The sequence below is a fragment of the Cellulomonas edaphi genome (assembly GCF_030362815.1).
In the GTDB taxonomy this organism is placed as follows: Bacteria; Actinomycetota; Actinomycetes; order Actinomycetales; family Cellulomonadaceae; genus Cellulomonas; species Cellulomonas edaphi.
Genome location: NZ_JAUCGR010000002.1, coordinates 454472 through 469993, shown reverse-complemented (window position 1 = coordinate 469993; position 15522 = coordinate 454472). Strand labels below are relative to the sequence as shown.

12 protein-coding genes are annotated in these 15522 nt (G+C 73.6%); 4 read left to right on the top strand and 8 right to left on the bottom strand.

The features are described 5' to 3' along the window. Positions 1–5 precede the first annotated feature (5 nt). From QRT05_RS08475 to QRT05_RS08455, 5 genes are read right to left on the bottom strand one after another with little or no spacing between them, the layout of a single operon-like run. Positions 6–926, bottom strand: a complete 921-nt coding sequence (locus tag QRT05_RS08475; RefSeq protein ID WP_289446673.1) for an arginase family protein — start codon at positions 924–926, stop codon at positions 6–8. Positions 927–979: 53 nt separating this feature from the next. Further along, positions 980–1861, bottom strand: coding sequence for an aminoglycoside phosphotransferase family protein (locus QRT05_RS08470; RefSeq protein WP_289446672.1), 882 nt, complete (start codon positions 1859–1861; stop codon positions 980–982). Positions 1862–1864: 3 nt separating this feature from the next. After that, positions 1865–2557, bottom strand: a complete 693-nt coding sequence (locus QRT05_RS08465) for an NUDIX hydrolase (RefSeq protein WP_289446671.1) — start codon at positions 2555–2557, stop codon at positions 1865–1867. Next, the gene (locus QRT05_RS08460; RefSeq protein WP_289446670.1) at positions 2554–3243 is read right to left on the bottom strand and encodes a type 1 glutamine amidotransferase; all 690 of its coding nucleotides are present in this window, start codon (positions 3241–3243) and stop codon (positions 2554–2556) included. Before QRT05_RS08460 ends, QRT05_RS08465 begins: the two co-directional genes overlap by 4 nt. A 5-nt stretch (positions 3244–3248) precedes the next feature. Beyond that, complete coding sequence (locus QRT05_RS08455) at positions 3249–4703, bottom strand: GuaB1 family IMP dehydrogenase-related protein (protein WP_289446669.1); 1455 nt, start codon at positions 4701–4703, stop codon at positions 3249–3251. A 208-nt stretch (positions 4704–4911) separates the two neighbouring features. Here QRT05_RS08455 and dxs point away from each other — a divergent pair, with 208 nt between their 5' ends. The 4 genes from dxs to QRT05_RS08435 all read left to right on the top strand — a co-directional run bounded on the left by dxs (position 4912) and on the right by QRT05_RS08435 (position 10518). Further along, complete coding sequence (gene dxs, locus QRT05_RS08450) at positions 4912–6786, top strand: 1-deoxy-D-xylulose-5-phosphate synthase (RefSeq protein WP_289446668.1); 1875 nt, start codon at positions 4912–4914, stop codon at positions 6784–6786. A gap of 205 nt (positions 6787–6991) precedes the next feature. Then, positions 6992–9259 (top strand): formate C-acetyltransferase, encoded by a 2268-nt coding sequence (pflB, locus tag QRT05_RS08445; protein ID WP_289446666.1) that lies wholly within the window; start codon positions 6992–6994, stop codon positions 9257–9259. A 4-nt stretch (positions 9260–9263) separates the two neighbouring features. Then, positions 9264–10151 (top strand): pyruvate formate-lyase-activating protein, encoded by an 888-nt coding sequence (gene pflA, locus QRT05_RS08440; protein WP_289446665.1) that lies wholly within the window; start codon positions 9264–9266, stop codon positions 10149–10151. Positions 10152–10185: 34 nt separating this feature from the next. Further along, positions 10186–10518, top strand: a complete 333-nt coding sequence (locus tag QRT05_RS08435; RefSeq protein ID WP_289446663.1) for a hypothetical protein — start codon at positions 10186–10188, stop codon at positions 10516–10518. A gap of 66 nt (positions 10519–10584) precedes the next feature. Here the strand turns inward: QRT05_RS08435 and QRT05_RS08430 are convergent, their stop codons facing one another. From QRT05_RS08430 to QRT05_RS08420, 3 genes are all read right to left on the bottom strand, one after another. Then, complete coding sequence (locus QRT05_RS08430) at positions 10585–12726, bottom strand: 3-hydroxyacyl-CoA dehydrogenase NAD-binding domain-containing protein (protein WP_289446662.1); 2142 nt, start codon at positions 12724–12726, stop codon at positions 10585–10587. Next, positions 12723–14003: a thiolase family protein gene (locus tag QRT05_RS08425; protein ID WP_289446661.1), complete on the bottom strand. Its 1281-nt coding sequence runs from the start codon at positions 14001–14003 to the stop codon at positions 12723–12725. Before QRT05_RS08425 ends, QRT05_RS08430 begins: the two co-directional genes overlap by 4 nt. 141 nt (positions 14004–14144) lie before the next feature. Continuing rightward, complete coding sequence (locus QRT05_RS08420; protein ID WP_289446660.1) at positions 14145–15407, bottom strand: HRDC domain-containing protein; 1263 nt, start codon at positions 15405–15407, stop codon at positions 14145–14147. Between the last annotated feature and the right edge of the window lie 115 nt (positions 15408–15522).

Below are 15522 nucleotides of genomic sequence, written 5' to 3'. Positions count from 1 at the left end.
CCGTCTCAGGCCGGTGCGAGCGCGGACGCGACCAGGTCGACGAGGGCGCGCATGTGCGTGCCGGCCGCGTCGTCGCGATCCGGGTTGGCCTCGGCGAGCACGAGACCCAGGCAGCCGGGCGCGCGCAGCAGCACGGCGAGCAGCTCCCGCAGCTGGGTGAGGGTGAGCCCGCGGCCGTACTGCGGGACGTCGGCGAGCGGCAGGGCGAACACGTCGAGGACGTCGACGTCGAGGTGCACGACGAAGCCGTCGCGCGCTCGGTCGGCGACCCGCAGGGCTTCCAGCCCGGCCGCGGCGGGGTCCGCCGCGACGACCGCCGCGGGGATCCGCGTGGACGGGACCAGCCCGTGCACGTCCTCCTCGTCGTCGGCGTACCCCACGAAGCACAGCCGGTCGGCGACCAGCAGCGGGCGGCGGGGGCCGATGCCCGCGAGGGCGTCGTGCGCGCCGGGCAGGTCGAGCAGGTGCGCGACACCCATCGAGTCGGCGATCGGCTCGTCGGGGTGGTCCTCGGGGAGCTGCAGGTCCTGGCCGCCGTCGACGTACAGCAGCGCCACGTCCTTCCCGGCGTCGGCCAGGGCGGCCATGAGGGCGATCGTGACGGTGCACTCGCCGCCCAGCACCAGCGGCGCATGGCCCGCGGCGAGCAGTGCTGAGAGCGCCGCCCGCGCCTCACCGAGCACACCGGCCACGCGCTCGACGTCGTGCGGGCACGTGCGCGCCGGCGAGTCGTGCCGCCACCGCGCCGAGGAGGTGTCGCCGTGGTCGACCGCGTCGCGGCCGGCGGCTCGCAGCGCAGGCAGCAGCCCGGCCTCGCGCAGCGCGGCGGGTCCGCGTTCCAGCCCCGGCGCGTGGGCCGCCGCGCTCGAGGGGACGCCGAGCACCCCCAGCATCCGTGCCGTGCTCGGACTGTCCGGGGTGCTCATGCCCCGACGCTAGGGCCGGCCGCCGACACGCGCGCGGCCCGACCCGAGCGTGCTCAGGTCGCGAGCGCCTGCTCGACGCCGTGCCGGCCCACGGCGGCCAGGTGCGGGTACTCGACCGGGTGCATCTGCATCGCGACCGCGAGGTGCAACGCCCATGCCTGCGCGCGACGCCACATCGCCTCGTCCCATCCGCACGCGGCGTCGACGCGGGCGCGCAACCGTGCGCGGGCGGGAGCGTCGAACGTCAGCCACGCGGTCGCCAGGTCGCACGCCGGGTCTCCCGACGTGACGTCGCCGAAGTCGATCACCGCGCGCAGGTCGCCGTCGTGCACGAGCAGGTTGGCCGGGTGCGGGTCTCCGTGCACCCAGAGCGCCGGCCCCCGCCACGCGGGAGCCGCGGCGAGCTCGTCGAACCGGGAGGCGATCCGGTCGGCGTCCGGCAGTGCCAGGGTGGCGAGGCGCTCGTGGAGCGGCTGGCGCCGTGCGGCGACGTCGCCGCCACGCACCGGGTTGTCGGGGGCATCCTGCGGCGCGGGCACGTGCAGCGCGACGAAGAAGTCCGCGAGCCGCGGCGCCCACGCACCGCGCTCGTCGACCGGCGTCGTCGCCGCCGTGACCGCGTCGAACCAGGGCACGACGCTCCACGCCCAGGGGAAGCCGTGGGCGGGCAGCCCGTTCCGGACGGGGACCGGCACGGCGACGGGGAGCCGGTCGGCGAGCACGGGGAGCCAGGCCTGCTCGTGCTCGACCAGGTGCGCGGCCGCCTCGCGCACGGGGAAGCGCAGCAGCAGGTGGTCGCCGAGCCGCCACATGGCGTTGTCCCAGCCCGTGCCGACCCAGGTGAGCGGGAGGTCGGCGAGGTCCGGGTGCTGCTGCGCGAGCAGGGTGCGGGCCAGGGCCTCGTCGACCATGACCTCGATCTTCGGGTGCGCCACGCGTCAGACCTCCGGGGTGACGAGGCGCCGGTCGTCCCACGGCACGGCCCAGCCCAGCGCGTCGAACATCCGGGACAGGACGATGGCGGTGAACCCCCACACCAGCACGCCGTCGACGACGAACGCGGGTGTACGGAACGTGACGCCGGCGCGCGTGTGCGCGACGCTCGCGCGGTTCGCCGGGTCGAGCAGGTCGGCGACGGGGAGCCGGAACACGTCCACGGTCTCGGCGTGGTCCACCGCAGCGACGCGCGACGGGGTGGTCCACCAGGCCGGCACGGGCGTGACGAGGTGGTTGCTCACCGGGACGGGGAGCGAGCCGAGCGTTCCGAGCACCTCGACGCCCGCTGCGTCGAGCCCCACCTCCTCGCCGGCCTCTCGCAGTGCGGCCGCCACCGGGCCGTCGTCGGTCGGCTCCAGCCGCCCGCCCGGGAACGCGACCTGGCCCGCGTGGTGGCCGAGCGTGCCGGCCCGCCGCTGCAGCAGCACGTCCAGGTCCGCGGCGACCGCCGGCCGGGCGGTGTCGGCGCTCGTGGCGTCGAGGCGCCCGAAGAGCACGAGCACCGCCGCGGGCCGCGTCGCGCTGCCGAGCGTGATCGTGCGGGAGGGATCCAGCCGCCAGTCGATGCCGCGCGCGCACAGCGCGGCGAGCTCCGCGCGCGCGTCCGCGCTGCTGACGGCCGGTGCTGGGCTCAACCGCGCGCCCGCACCTGCTCGGCGAAGCCGGCCACCATGGCCCGCGCCGCGGGCGCCAGGTCCGGGAGGTATTTGGCGCCGTCGGAGCGGATGGACCCGATCTCGTCGTCGGACAGCCCGTCCACCATCTCCGGCGTCGCGAGCCACAGGTCCAGCATCCGCGGCTCGAGCTCGGGGTGGTACTGGACGGCGAGCGCCGACCCGGCGCGGAACGCCTGCACGGGCGTGACGGTGGTCGACGCCAGCAGGGTGGCTTCTGGCGGGAGCGAGACGGCGTCGTGGTGCCAGTGCAGCACCGTCGGCTGCGGACCCAGGCGGCCGTGCACCGGGTCGTCGGCGACCACGTCGACCGGGGCGAACCCGATCTCGGTGCCGTGCCGGCGGTGCAGCTCGCCGCCCAGCGCGAGGGCGAGGAGCTGCATGCCGAGGCACACGCCCAGCACGGGGACGTCTGCCGCGACCGCCTCGGCGAGGAGCCGCTTCTCGGCGTCGAGCCCGGGGAAGCGGTCGTCGTCGGCGTCCATCGCGCCGCCCATCACGACGATGCCGGACACCTCGTCGAGCGCGGGCAGGACGGGGCTGTCCGACGACACCACCGTGCGCACCCGCACGGGCGCGTCGAGCGCCGGGGCGATGAGCCCGGGGCCCTCGTGCGCGGCGTGCGTGAGCACCAGGACGGGACGCATCCCGGTCACCAACCGTCGGGCAGCGGGCGGCCCTCTTCGTAGCCGGCGGCGGACTGGATGCCCACCGCGGCGCGCTCGTGCAGCTCGTCGATGCTCGCCGCGCCCACGTAGGTGGCCGCCGAGCGGACACCCGCCGTGATGTGGTCGATCAGGTCCTCGACGCCGGGCCGGCGCGGGTCCAGGTACATGCGCGAGGAGGAGATGCCCTCCTCGTACAGGGCCTTGCGGGCACGGTCGAAGGCCGAGCCCCCGCGGGTGCGGGCGGCGACGGCACGCGCCGACGCCATGCCGAACGACTCCTTGTACAGGCGACCGTTCCCGTCGTCGTGCAGGTCGCCCGGCGACTCGTGCGTCCCGGCGAACCACGACCCGACCATGACCTGCGAGGCGCCCGCCGCGAGGGCGAGCGCGACGTCGCGCGGGTGCCGGACGCCGCCGTCGGCCCACACGTGCTTGCCGAGGCGGCGCGCCTCGGTGGCGCACTCGAGCACGGCCGAGAACTGCGGGCGACCCACGGCGGTCATCATGCGCGTGGTGCACATGGCGCCCGGACCGACGCCCACCTTGACGATGTCGGCACCGGCCTCGATGAGGTCCCGGGTTCCCTCGGCGGTCACGACGTTGCCGGCGACGACCGGGACCTGCGGGTCGAGCGAGCGCACCGCTCCCAGCGCGTCGAGCATCTTGCGCTGGTGCCCGTGCGCGGTGTCGACGACGATCACGTCGATCCCGGCGTCGAGCAGCTCGGCCGCCTTCGCCTTCACGTCGCCGTTGATGCCGACGGCAGCGGCGACGCGCAGCCGGCCCTGGTCGTCGAGCGCGGGCTCGTAGATGGAGGAGCGCAGCGCGCCGACGCGCGTCAGGACGCCGACCAGCCCTCCGTCGCGCGTCACCGGGGAGAACCGCCGGCGCGAGGCGTGCAGCTGCTCGAAGGCCACCTCGAGACCGCGCGGGCCCCCGTCCTCGAGCACGGCGAGGTCGATGGTGCTGGGGTTGGCGGTCATGACGTCCGCGACCTGCGTGAAGCGGTCGACGCCCTGGCAGTCGGCCTCGGTCACGACGCCGACCGGGCGGCCCTCGCTGACCACCACGGCGGCGCCGTGCGACCGCTTGCCGATGAGCGTGATCGCGGTGTGCACCGTGTCGTGCGGGGAGACGACGACCGCGCTCTCCACGACCTTGTGCTTGGCCTTGACCGAGGCCACGACGTCGGCCACCACGTCGGTGGGGATGTCCTGGGGGATCACGGCGATGCCGCCGCGTCGGGCGACGGTCTCCGCCATCCGACGGCCGGCGACGGCGGTCATGTTGGCGACGACGAGCGGGACGGTCGTGCCGGTCCCGTCGGGTGCCGCGAGGTCGACGTCGAAGCGGGAGGCGACCTCGGAACGCGACGGGACGAGGAAGACGTCGCCGTAGGTGAGGTCGGAGGTGGCCTGGTGGCCGGGCAGGAAGCGCATGGGTGTTCCCCTTTCCGATCGATTGTAGGCGGTTCTCCGGCGGCGGAGTGCGGGGAAGTCCTGTGCAGGTGGTGCAGCCCACGTGCACATCCCGGGCCGCGGGGACCCTGGGCGCCTAGAGTGTCCGGGAGAGATCCTGGGACCCCCGTGTGGCAGCGTCGCCCGCGCTGCTGCCCGCCGCCCGGGCACGACGACGGACGGAGACGCGATGGGACTGCTCGAGAGGATCGGCTCGCCGGCCGACGTCCGCGCGCTCACGCCCGCCGACGTCGAGCAGCTCGCGCGCGAGATCCGCGCCTTCCTGGTCGAGTCGGTCTCCCGGACGGGTGGCCACCTGGGGCCCAACCTCGGCGTGGTCGAGCTGACCATCGCGATGCACCGGGTCTTCGAGTCGCCGGCCGACACCTTCGTGTTCGACACCGGGCACCAGTCCTACGTGCACAAGCTGCTCACCGGGCGCCAGGACTTCAGCCAGCTGCGCCGGCGCGGGGGCATCTCCGGCTACCCGAGCCGTGGCGAGTCGGAGCACGACGTCGTCGAGAACTCCCACGCCTCGACGGCGCTGTCGTGGGCGGACGGCATCGCGAAGGCCAACGAGCTGCAGGGACGCGGGGACCGGTCCGTGGTCGCGGTGATCGGCGACGGCGCGCTCACGGGCGGCATGGCGTGGGAGGCCCTCAACAACATCGCGGACGGCCAGGACCGGCGCCTGGTGATCGTCGTCAACGACAACGGCCGCTCGTACGACCCGACGATCGGTGGCCTCGCCCACCACCTCGACACCCTGCGCACCACGCAGGGCTACGAGAGCGTCCTCTCCTGGGGCAAGCGCACGCTGCGGCGCTCGGGCCTGCCGGGCCGCGCGGCGTACGACGCGCTGCACGGGCTCAAGAAGGGCATCAAGGACGTCGTCGCGCCGCAGGGCATGTTCGAGGACCTCGGCATCAAGTACGTAGGCCCGGTGGACGGGCACGACGAGCCCGCCGTCGAGCGCGCGATGCGCCGCGCGCGGGCGTACGGCGGGCCGGTGATCGTGCACGTCATCACCGAGAAGGGCCGCGGCTACACGCCCGCCGAGCAGGACATCGCCGACCGGTTCCACGCGGTCGGCCAGATCCACCCCGAGACCGGGTTGCCGCTGGCGCCGTCGCGGTTCGAGTGGACGAGCGTGTTCGCCGACGAGATCGTCCGCATCGGGCGGCGTCGTCCCGACGTGGTGGCGATCACCGCCGCGATGCTGCAGCCCGTGGGCCTCGCGCCGTTCGCCGCCGAGTTCCCCGGGCGGGTGTTCGACGTCGGCATCGCCGAGCAGCACGCGGCGACGTCCGCGGCCGGCATGGCCTTCGGCGGTCTGCACCCCGTGGTCGCCCTGTACGCGACGTTCCTCAACCGGGCCTTCGACCAGGTCCTCATGGATGTCGCGCTGCACCGCGCGGGCGTGACCTTCGTGCTCGACCGGGCGGGGCTCACCGGCGCTGACGGCGCGAGCCACAACGGCATGTGGGACATGGCGATGCTCGGCGTCGTGCCGGGCCTGCGCCTCGCGGCGCCGCGCGACGAGGCCACGCTGCGCACCGCGCTGCGCGAGGCGGTCGACGTGGACGACGCCCCGACGGTGGTCCGCTATCCCAAGGGCGCGATGGGCGAGGCGATCGACGCGGTCGACGAGGTCGACGGCGTCGACGTGCTCACGCGCACCGGTGCGGGGGAGCGGTCCGTGCTCCTCGTCGCGGTCGGCGCCATGGCGACGACGGCGCTCGAGACGGCGGACATGCTCGCCGCGCACGGGTTGCGCGCCACGGTCGTCGACCCACGCTGGGTGCTGCCGGTCGCCCCGGGGCTGGTCAAGCTCGTGGGCGAGCACGACCACGTCGTGACGATCGAGGACGGGGTGGTCGACGGCGGCGTCGGCTCCGCGGTCGCGCAGCGGGCCCGCGAGGCGGGGATCAGCACGCCCGTCCAGGCCTTCGGCATCCCGCGCGCGTTCCTCGACCACGCCACCCGCGAGCAGCTCGTGGGGACCCTGCGGCTGGGCCCGGCGGACATCACGCGCGACGTGCTGCGCGCGCTCGGAGAGCGCTGAGGCCCCTCGCCGAGCACCGGCGAGCATCTCGCCTCGGCCCGGATCCCGGTCCGCGGCTCAGGAGTATCGTGACGAACGGCACTGGTGCCGCGCGCGAGCCGCTCTGACGCCGGCCGTCATGGGATGAATCGGGACCCAGGTCCCAGGAGATCGAGCGAGCGCGTCCGTAAGTTCGAGGTAACGGGTCGAACCAAGGAGCACACAGATGTCCACCACTGCCGTTCCGTCTACCGAGACCGCCACCCTGCCCGACGCGTGGGACGGTTTCGTCGCAGGTCCGTGGGTCGACCACGTCGACGTGCGTGACTTCATCCAGCGCAACTACACCCCGTATCTCGGTGACGCCTCGTTCCTGGCCGGCCCGACGGCCCGCACCACGGCGATGTGGGACCGCCTGGCGGCCATGTTCCCCGCCGAGCGCGAGAAGGGCGTGTACGACATCGACGCGACGACGCCGTCGACCATCACGTCGCACGCCCCCGGCTACATCGACCAGGACAACGAGGTGGTCGTCGGGCTGCAGACCGACGCACCCCTCAAGCGAGCGATCATGCCCAACGGCGGCTACCGGATGGTGCTCAACTCGCTCGACACCTACGGCTACGAGGCCGACCCGATCGTCACCGAGATCTTCACCAAGTACCGCAAGACCCACAACGACGGGGTCTTCGACGTGTACCCGCCCGCGGTGCGCGCGGCGCGCAGCAGCCACATCATCACGGGGCTCCCGGACGCCTACGGCCGTGGACGCATCATCGGCGACTACCGCCGGGTGGCCCTGTACGGCGTCGACGCGCTCATCGCGGCGAAGAAGCTCGAGCGCGCGGAGCTCGACATGGAGCGGTCGACCGAGAACGTCATCCGGGACCGCGAGGAGCTCGCCGAGCAGACGCGTGCCCTGGGCGAGCTCAAGGCGATGGCGGCCTCGTACGGCTACGACATCTCGCTGCCTGCGACGACCGGCCGCGAGGCCGTGCAGTGGCTGTACTTCGGGTACCTGGCGGCCGTGAAGGAGCAGAACGGTGCCGCCATGTCGCTGGGCCGCACCTCCACGTTCCTCGACATCTTCCTGCAGCGCGACATCGACGCGGGCGTGCTGACCGAGGAGCAGGCGCAGGAGATCATCGACGACTTCGTCATCAAGCTCCGCATCGTCCGCTTCCTGCGCACCCCCGAGTACGACAACCTCTTCTCGGGCGACCCCACCTGGGTGACCGAGTCGATCGCCGGCATGGGGGAGGACGGCCGGCCGCTCGTGACGCGGACCTCGTTCCGGTACCTCCAGACGCTCTACAACCTGGGCCCGGCGCCCGAGCCGAACATGACCGTCTTCTGGAGCGACAAGCTGCCCCAGGGCTTCAAGGACTACTGCGCCCAGGTGTCGATCGACACCTCCGCCGTCCAGTACGAGTCGGACGACCTGATCCGCGACTCGTGGGGCGACGACGCGGCGATCGCATGCTGCGTGTCCCCCATGCGGGTGGGCAAGCAGATGCAGTTCTTCGGCGCGCGGGTCAACCTCGCCAAGACTCTCCTGTACGCCATCAACGGCGGTCGCGACGAGGTCACGGGCAAGCAGATCGCCCCGGTCGGCGCCCCCGTGGACGGCGAGATCCTCGACTACGACGAGGTCGTGGCGAAGTTCGACGTCATGATGGACTGGCTCGCCCAGACGTACGTCGACGCGCTGAACTGCGTGCACTACATGCACGACAAGTACGCGTACGAGCGCATCGAGATGGCGCTGCACGACCGCACCATCCTGCGCACCATGGCGTGCGGCATCGCGGGCCTGTCCGTGGTGGTCGACTCGCTGTCCGCGATCAAGTACGGCACGGTCCGGGCGCTGCGCACGGCCGACGGGCTGGTCACGGAGTACTCGGTGGAGGGCGACTTCCCCACCTACGGCAACGACGACGACCGCGCCGACGACATCGCGGTGTGGATCGTGCAGACGTTCATGGAGAAGATCCGCCGGTTCCCCACCTACCGGGACGCGACGCACACGCAGTCGGTGCTGACCATCACCTCGAACGTCGTCTACGGCAAGGCCACGGGCTCGACGCCCGACGGCCGCCGGGCCGGCGAGCCGTTCGCGCCCGGCGCCAACCCGATGAACGGGCGCGACACGCACGGCATGCTCGCCTCGGCCCTGTCGGTGGCGAAGCTGCCGTACGCGGAGGCGCAGGACGGGATCTCGCTCACGTCGTCGGTGGTCCCCACGGGCCTGGGCCGCACGCGCGACGAGCAGGTGACGAACCTCGTGGGTCTCCTCGACGCGTACACGCTGTCCAACGGCTACCACATGAACGTCAACGTGCTGAACCGCGAGACGCTGCTGGACGCCATGGAGCACCCGGAGAACTACCCGCAGCTGACCATCCGGGTCTCCGGCTACGCCGTGAACTTCGTGCGGCTCACGCGCGAGCAGCAGCTCGACGTCCTGTCGCGCACCTTCCACGGCGCGGTCTGACGCGATGACCACCACCGACGAGCGGCAGCCCGGCGCACCAGTGGTGTCCCTCGGGATGCCGCTCGTCGGTGGCGCACTGGGTCGCGCGCACGGCCACGGCACGTCCGGGCTGGAGACCTCGGAGACCGACGACCGCTCCGCGCGCCTCGCGGCCGTGCGGGCCGGGGACATCGGCTCCGTGCACTCCTGGGAGCTGGTCACGGCCGTGGACGGACCGGGCACGCGCATGACCGTGTTCCTCTCGGGCTGCCCCCTGCGCTGCCTGTACTGCCACAACCCCGACACCATGGAGATGCGGCGCGGCACGGACGTCCCCGCCGACGAGCTCCTGGCCCGTATCGCCCGCTACCGCGGCGTCATGCAGGCGACCGGCGGTGGCCTGACCATCTCCGGCGGGGAGCCACTCATGCAGCCGGCGTTCGTGCGGCGCCTGCTGCACGGTGCGCGCGCGATGGGCATCCACACCGCCCTCGACACGTCGGGCTACCTGGGCTCGCACCTCTCCGACGAGATGCTCGACCACGTCGACATGGTGCTGCTCGACGTGAAGTCCGGCGACCCGGACACCTACAAGAAGGTCACGGGCCGCGAGCTCGCTCCCACGCTGGAGTTCGGTCGGCGGCTCGCCGCGCGCGGCACGGAGATCTGGGTCCGGTTCGTGCTGGTGCCCGGACTCACGGACGACGTCGCGAACGTGGAGGCGGTCGCGTCCTACGTCGCGACGCTGTCCTCGGTCACGCGCGTCGAGGTGCTCCCGTTCCACCAGATGGGGCGCGACAAGTGGGCCGACCTGGGGCTGGAGTACCAGCTCGAGGACACCCAGCCGCCCACCCCGGAACTGGTGGAACGCGTCCGTGAGCAGTTCCGCTCCCGAGGACTGACCACCTTCTGATCCCGCCGACCCGTCGCGGGTCTAGGTTGGCGGCATGAGCGTTCGCGCGAAGCTGCTCGCCGTGGTCTACGTCGTCGGCATCGCGGTCCTCGCGGCCGCGACGTTCCCCGGCCACGACACGTTCTCCTGGTCGCGCGAGGGCCTTCTGCTCCTGCTGACCATGCCCGCGATCGTGGTGGGGCTCCCGGTGGTGTACGTCGCCGGCACGGTGGCGTGGAACCTGTCGGGCGCCGACTCCGGCGGCCCGCAGTGGGTGGTGTCCTTGGTCTACGCCGTGGTGTTCGCGGCCGTCGCCGCGGCTGACGTGGCGCTCGTGCTGCTGGTGGTCCGTCGGCGAGCCCGTCGCAGGGAGCTCGCGTCGGGCTGAGCCCGACCTCACCCGAGCCCGGAGGCAGCGGCGGGTGCGCCGCTGCCTCCGGGGCCCGGGTGGACGTCAGGCAGGGACGTTCGCGACGCCGTCCGGCAGCAGTCGACGCCCCAGGACGCGCTCGGAGTACCCGGTGCGGTCGAGATACGGCGTGATGCCCCCCAGGTGGAAGCCCCACCCGGCGCCGAGGATCATGCAGAGGTCGATCTGCTCGGGGCGGGCGACCACGCCCTCCTCGAGCATGTGGCCGATCTCGACCGTCAGTGCCGTGAGCACGGAGTCCAGCACGCCGGCCTCGTCGAGTGGGGTCGGTGCGGCCTCGCCGTCGCGCGCGCCGTCGAAGACCGCCTGGATGGCGGGGTCGACGGGCTTGGGCAGCCCCTTGGCGGGGGCGGGCAGCACGACGCGCGTGCCGTCCGCCACGAGCTTCTCGAGCCCGGGCGAGCGCGGGAAGCGGTCGCCGAGGTCCTCGCGCAGCGAGGTGAGCACGTGCAACCCGACCGCCGGTCCGACCAGGTCGAACAGCTCGAACGGCGGCATCGGCAGGCCGAGCGGGCGCAGGGCACGGTCCGCGACCTCGACCGGCGTGCCGTGCTCGACGGCGTCGACGATCACGCCGAGCAGCAGCACCAGCAGGCGGTTGACCACGAACCCCGGCCGGTCGGCCACGAGGACCGCGGTCTTGCGCAGCTTGGCGGCGACCGCGAAGCCGGTGGCCAGCGCCTCCGCCGAGGTGTGCTCCGCCTGGACCACCTCGACCAACGGCATGGCCGCGACCGGGTTGAAGAAGTGCAGACCCACCACCCGCTCCGGGTGCTGCAGGTCGGCGGCCATCTTCGTCACGGACAGCGCCGAGGTGTTGGTCGCGAGGATGGTGGTGGGGGAGACGATCCCCTCGAGCTCCGCGAACACCCGCTTCTTGAGGTCGAGGATCTCGGTCACCGCCTCGATCACCAGGTCGCACGACGCGAACTCGGTGATGTCGGTGGTGCCGTGGATGGAGCCCACGAGGCGCGCCGCGGTGCCCGGGCTCATGCGGCCGCTCGACGTGAGCCGCTCCACGGTGGAGCGCACCGCCGTGAGGCCCGCGGCCACGCGATCCTCGTCCAGGTCCCGCATGACGACGGGCACGCCGAGGCGCTGCGCGAACAGCAGCGCGATCTGCGCGGCCATGAGCCCCGCGCCGACGATGCCCACGCGGGTCACGGGCTGGGCGAGCGAGCGGTCGGGCGCACCCACCGGCTTCTTGCCCCCGGAGACGAGGCCGAACGCGTAGACCGACGCGCGCATCTCGTCGCTCATGATGAGGTCGGCCAGGGCCTCGTCCTCGGCCGCGAACGCCTCCTCGCGTGAGGCGGTCCTGGCCGCGGCCACGAGGTCCAGGGCCCGGTACGGCGCCGGCCGCGAGCCGTGGACGACGGCGTCAAGACGCTGCCGCGCGCCGGCCACGTACGCGTCCCAGGTGCCCTGGTCGTCCAGGTCGCGGCGCGCCACGACGGTCTCGCCGGACAGCACGCGCGCCGCCCACCGGATCGACTCCTCGAGGAAGTCAGCCGGGTCGAGGACCACGTCCACGAGACCGACCTCGGCGGCCTGCGTGGCGTTGAACGGCTTGTTGGTGGCCGGTCGGGTGAGGATGACGTCGAGCGCCTTCTCGATGCCCACCAGGCGGGGCACCACGTAGGCACCGCCCCAGCCGGGGACCAGCCCGAGCCCGGTCTCCGGGAGCGCGAGCGCACGGACGTCGGACGCGACGGTGCGGTAGTCGCAGTTGAGCGCGAGCTCGAGCCCGCCGCCGAGCGCGACGCCGTTGACGAACGCGAACGTGGGCACGCCCATGGTGTGCAGCAGCTCGTAGGCCTGGTGACCGCCGCGACCCAGCTGGAGCGCGGCGTCGCGGCCCGTCACCGTGGCGATCTGCGTGAGGTCCGCGCCGGCCGCGAGGTAGTACGGCTTGCCGGTGACCGCCACGGCCTGCACCTCGCCCGCGGCCACCCGCTCGCGCACGCCGGTCAGGGCGTCGTGCAGCGACGCGATGCCGAGCGGGCCGAAGGTGTTCGGCTTGGTGTGGTCCAGGCCGTTGTCGATCGTCACCAGCGCGAGGATGCCCGCGCCGCCCGGCAGCGCGACGTCGCGCACGAGGGCGCGCGAGACCCGCTCGGCCCGGGCGTCGGTGCTGGTTCCGGTGGTCGTCTCGGTCGTCGTCACAGTGCCGCTCCATCCTGCGTGGCGGGCCGGTAGTCGGCGTGGTTCGGGTTCTCCCAGATGACGGTGCCGCCCTGGCCGAGGCCGACACACATGGTCGTCAGGCCGTAGCGGACCTCGGGGTGCTCCTCGAACTGGCGCGCGAGCTGCGTCATGAGCCGCACGCCGGAGGAGGCGAGCGGGTGGCCGACGGCGATCGCCCCGCCGTACGGGTTGACGCGCGGGTCGTCGTCCGCGATGCCGTAGGCGTCGAGGAAGGCCAGCACCTGCACGGCGAACGCCTCGTTGATCTCGAAGAGGCCGATGTCGTCGATCGTCAGGCCCGCTCGCGCCAGTGCGCGCTCGGTGGCGGGGACCGGGCCGATGCCCATGATCTCCGGCTCGACGCCCGCGTAGGCGAAGGACACCAGGCGCATGCGCGCGGGCAGGCCCAGCTCGGCGGCGGTCTCCTCCGCGGCGAGCAGGCACGAGGCCGCGCCGTCGGTCAGGGGCGCGGCGGTGCCGGCCGTCACGCGACCGCCCGGACGGAACGGAGTGGGGAGTGCGGCGATGGCCTCGACCGTGGTGCCCGGCCGCGGCGGCTCGTCGGCGGTGGCCAGGCCCCAGCCGTGCTCCGGGTCGCGCAGCGCGACGGGCACGAGGTCGGGGTCGATCTTGCCCGCGGCGAGCGCGGCGGCGAACTTGGCCTGGCTCGCGGCACCGTACGCGTCCGCCCGCTCACGCGTCAGCGCGGGGAACCGGTCGTGCAGGTTCTCGGCGGTGACGCCCATGTTGAGGGCGTCGGCGGCGACCAGCTGCTCCGACACGAACCGGGGGTTCGGGTCCGCGTCGAAGCCCATCGGGTGGTGGCCCATGTGCTCGACCCCGCCCGCGAGCGCGACGTCGGCGGCGCCCACGCCGATCGTGGCGGCGGTGCTCGTCACGGCGGTCATCGCGCCCGCGCACATCCGGTCGATGGCGTAGCCCGGCACGGTGCGGGGGAGCCCGGCGAGCACGCCCACCGTCCGCCCCAGCGTGAGGCCCTGGTCGCCCTGCTGCGTCGTGGCGGCGATGGCGACCTCGTCGACCCGCGCGGGGTCCAGGTTCGGGTGCCGGCGCAGGAGCTCGCGCACGGTCTTGACGGACAGGTCGTCGGCGCGTGTGTGCGCGTACAGGCCGTCCTTGCGCGCCCGGCCGAACGGCGTGCGGACGCCGTCGACGAAGACGACGCGGCGGCCGTGCAGCGCGGCTACGGGTGCGGGCGATGACGCAGCGGGCTGCGCGGAAGATGCGGTGGGCATCGGAGCCTCCAGAGCGGGACAGCAGTGTCCTGCGGCCCCGCGACTACGGGACCGCGACGGCCGACGCTACCCGGGACGAAGGTCCTACGCCAGCGAAAGTTACTCCGGAGTAACAACGGCTTTCGGGAGTACTGGGAAGTCCTAGGAAAAGGCCGCAGCGAGCGGCGGGGTCACCAGCTCCACCTGCCACGGGCGGGCACCGCCGGCGGTCAGCGCGGCCGCGATCGATGCGGCGCCCAGGGGCGACGGCGGGCTCCAGCACAGCCGCCGCAGCAGGTCGGGCTGGAGGATGTTCTCGGTCGGCACGTGGTGCGCCTCGGACAGTGCGGCGAGCACCTCGCGCGCCGCGGTCAGGCGGTCGGCGGCCGCCGGGTCGCGGTCGGCCCACGCCCGGGGCGGGGGCGGCGCGTCGCTCTTGGGTCCCCGCACCGACGGCAGGTCGGCGTCGGGCACCGCCAGTCCGCGTTCGATCGCCGCCTGCCACAGCGGTGCGCGGCGCTTGGTGCCCTTGCCGGAGAACGCCGGCAGCTCGGTGAGCTGGGGGACCGAGCGCGGCAGCGCCTGGGCCGCCGCGACGATCGCCGCGTCGGGCAGCACGCGCCCGGGGGAGATGTCGCGCTGGCGGGCGTTCTGGTCGCGCGTGAGCCACAGCTCGCGCACCACGGCCAGCCGGCGCGCGTCACGGATGGTGTGCAGGCCGGAGACCCGGCGCCACGGCTCGAGGCGCGGGGCCGCGGGGGGAGCGGTGCGGACGGCCTCGAACTCCTGCGCGGCCCACTCGGCCTTGCCGGCGACGGCGAGGCGCTCGGCGAGCACCTCGCGCACCTCGACCAGCACCTCGACGTCGAGGGCCGCGTAGCGCAGCCACTCGGCGGGCAGGGGGCGGGTGGACCAGTCGACCGCGGAGTGCTCCTTGGCCAGCCCGAGCCCGAGGGTGTCGGCCACGACGGCGGCCAGTCCCACCCGGTCGAGGCCGAGCAGCCGCGCGCCCAGCTCCGTGTCGAAGACCCGGCTCGGGTGCATCCCCTGCTCGGCCAGGCCGGGCAGGTCCTGGGAGGCCGCGTGCAGCACCCACTCGACGCCGACGAGCGCGGCGGACAGGCCGGAGAGGTCGGGGACCGCGATCGGGTCGATGAGGGCGGTGCCGGCGCCCTCGCGGCGCAGCTGCACCAGGTAGGTCCGCTGGCCGTACCGGTAGCCGGAGGCGCGCTCCGCGTCGACGGCGACGGGGCCGGTGCCTGCGCCGAACGCCTCGATGACGGCGTCCAGCGCCTCCTGCGTGTCGACGACGGGCGGGACGCCGTCGGCCGGCTCGGTCAGGGGTGTGACGACCGGCTCGCTCGGCGCGACGTTCACCGGGGTCACGTCGTCGCCGGAGGGGGCGTCGAGTGCCTCTGGTCGCATGACGTCAACGGTAGGCGAGATCACGCGCTGGTCCGCGGAGGCTCGGGGCGTGGTGGCGCAGGCAATCCGTGAGGTCTTCGTCTCACTGCGTCGTGCCGACTGCCGGGGGGCACGA

Coding starts and splice junctions, on each gene's coding strand:
- pflB (WP_289446666.1), top strand. CDS start 6,992: ATGTCCACCACTGCCGTTCCGTCTACCGAGACCGCCACCCTGCCCGAC.
- QRT05_RS08460 (WP_289446670.1), bottom strand. CDS start 3,243: ATGCGTCCCGTCCTGGTGCTCACGCACGCCGCGCACGAGGGCCCCGGG.
- QRT05_RS08455 (WP_289446669.1), bottom strand. CDS start 4,703: ATGCGCTTCCTGCCCGGCCACCAGGCCACCTCCGACCTCACCTACGGC.
- QRT05_RS08420 (WP_289446660.1), bottom strand. CDS start 15,407: ATGCGACCAGAGGCACTCGACGCCCCCTCCGGCGACGACGTGACCCCG.
- QRT05_RS08475 (WP_289446673.1), bottom strand. CDS start 926: ATGAGCACCCCGGACAGTCCGAGCACGGCACGGATGCTGGGGGTGCTC.
- dxs (WP_289446668.1), top strand. CDS start 4,912: ATGGGACTGCTCGAGAGGATCGGCTCGCCGGCCGACGTCCGCGCGCTC.
- QRT05_RS08425 (WP_289446661.1), bottom strand. CDS start 14,003: ATGCCCACCGCATCTTCCGCGCAGCCCGCTGCGTCATCGCCCGCACCC.
- QRT05_RS08435 (WP_289446663.1), top strand. CDS start 10,186: ATGAGCGTTCGCGCGAAGCTGCTCGCCGTGGTCTACGTCGTCGGCATC.
- pflA (WP_289446665.1), top strand. CDS start 9,264: ATGACCACCACCGACGAGCGGCAGCCCGGCGCACCAGTGGTGTCCCTC.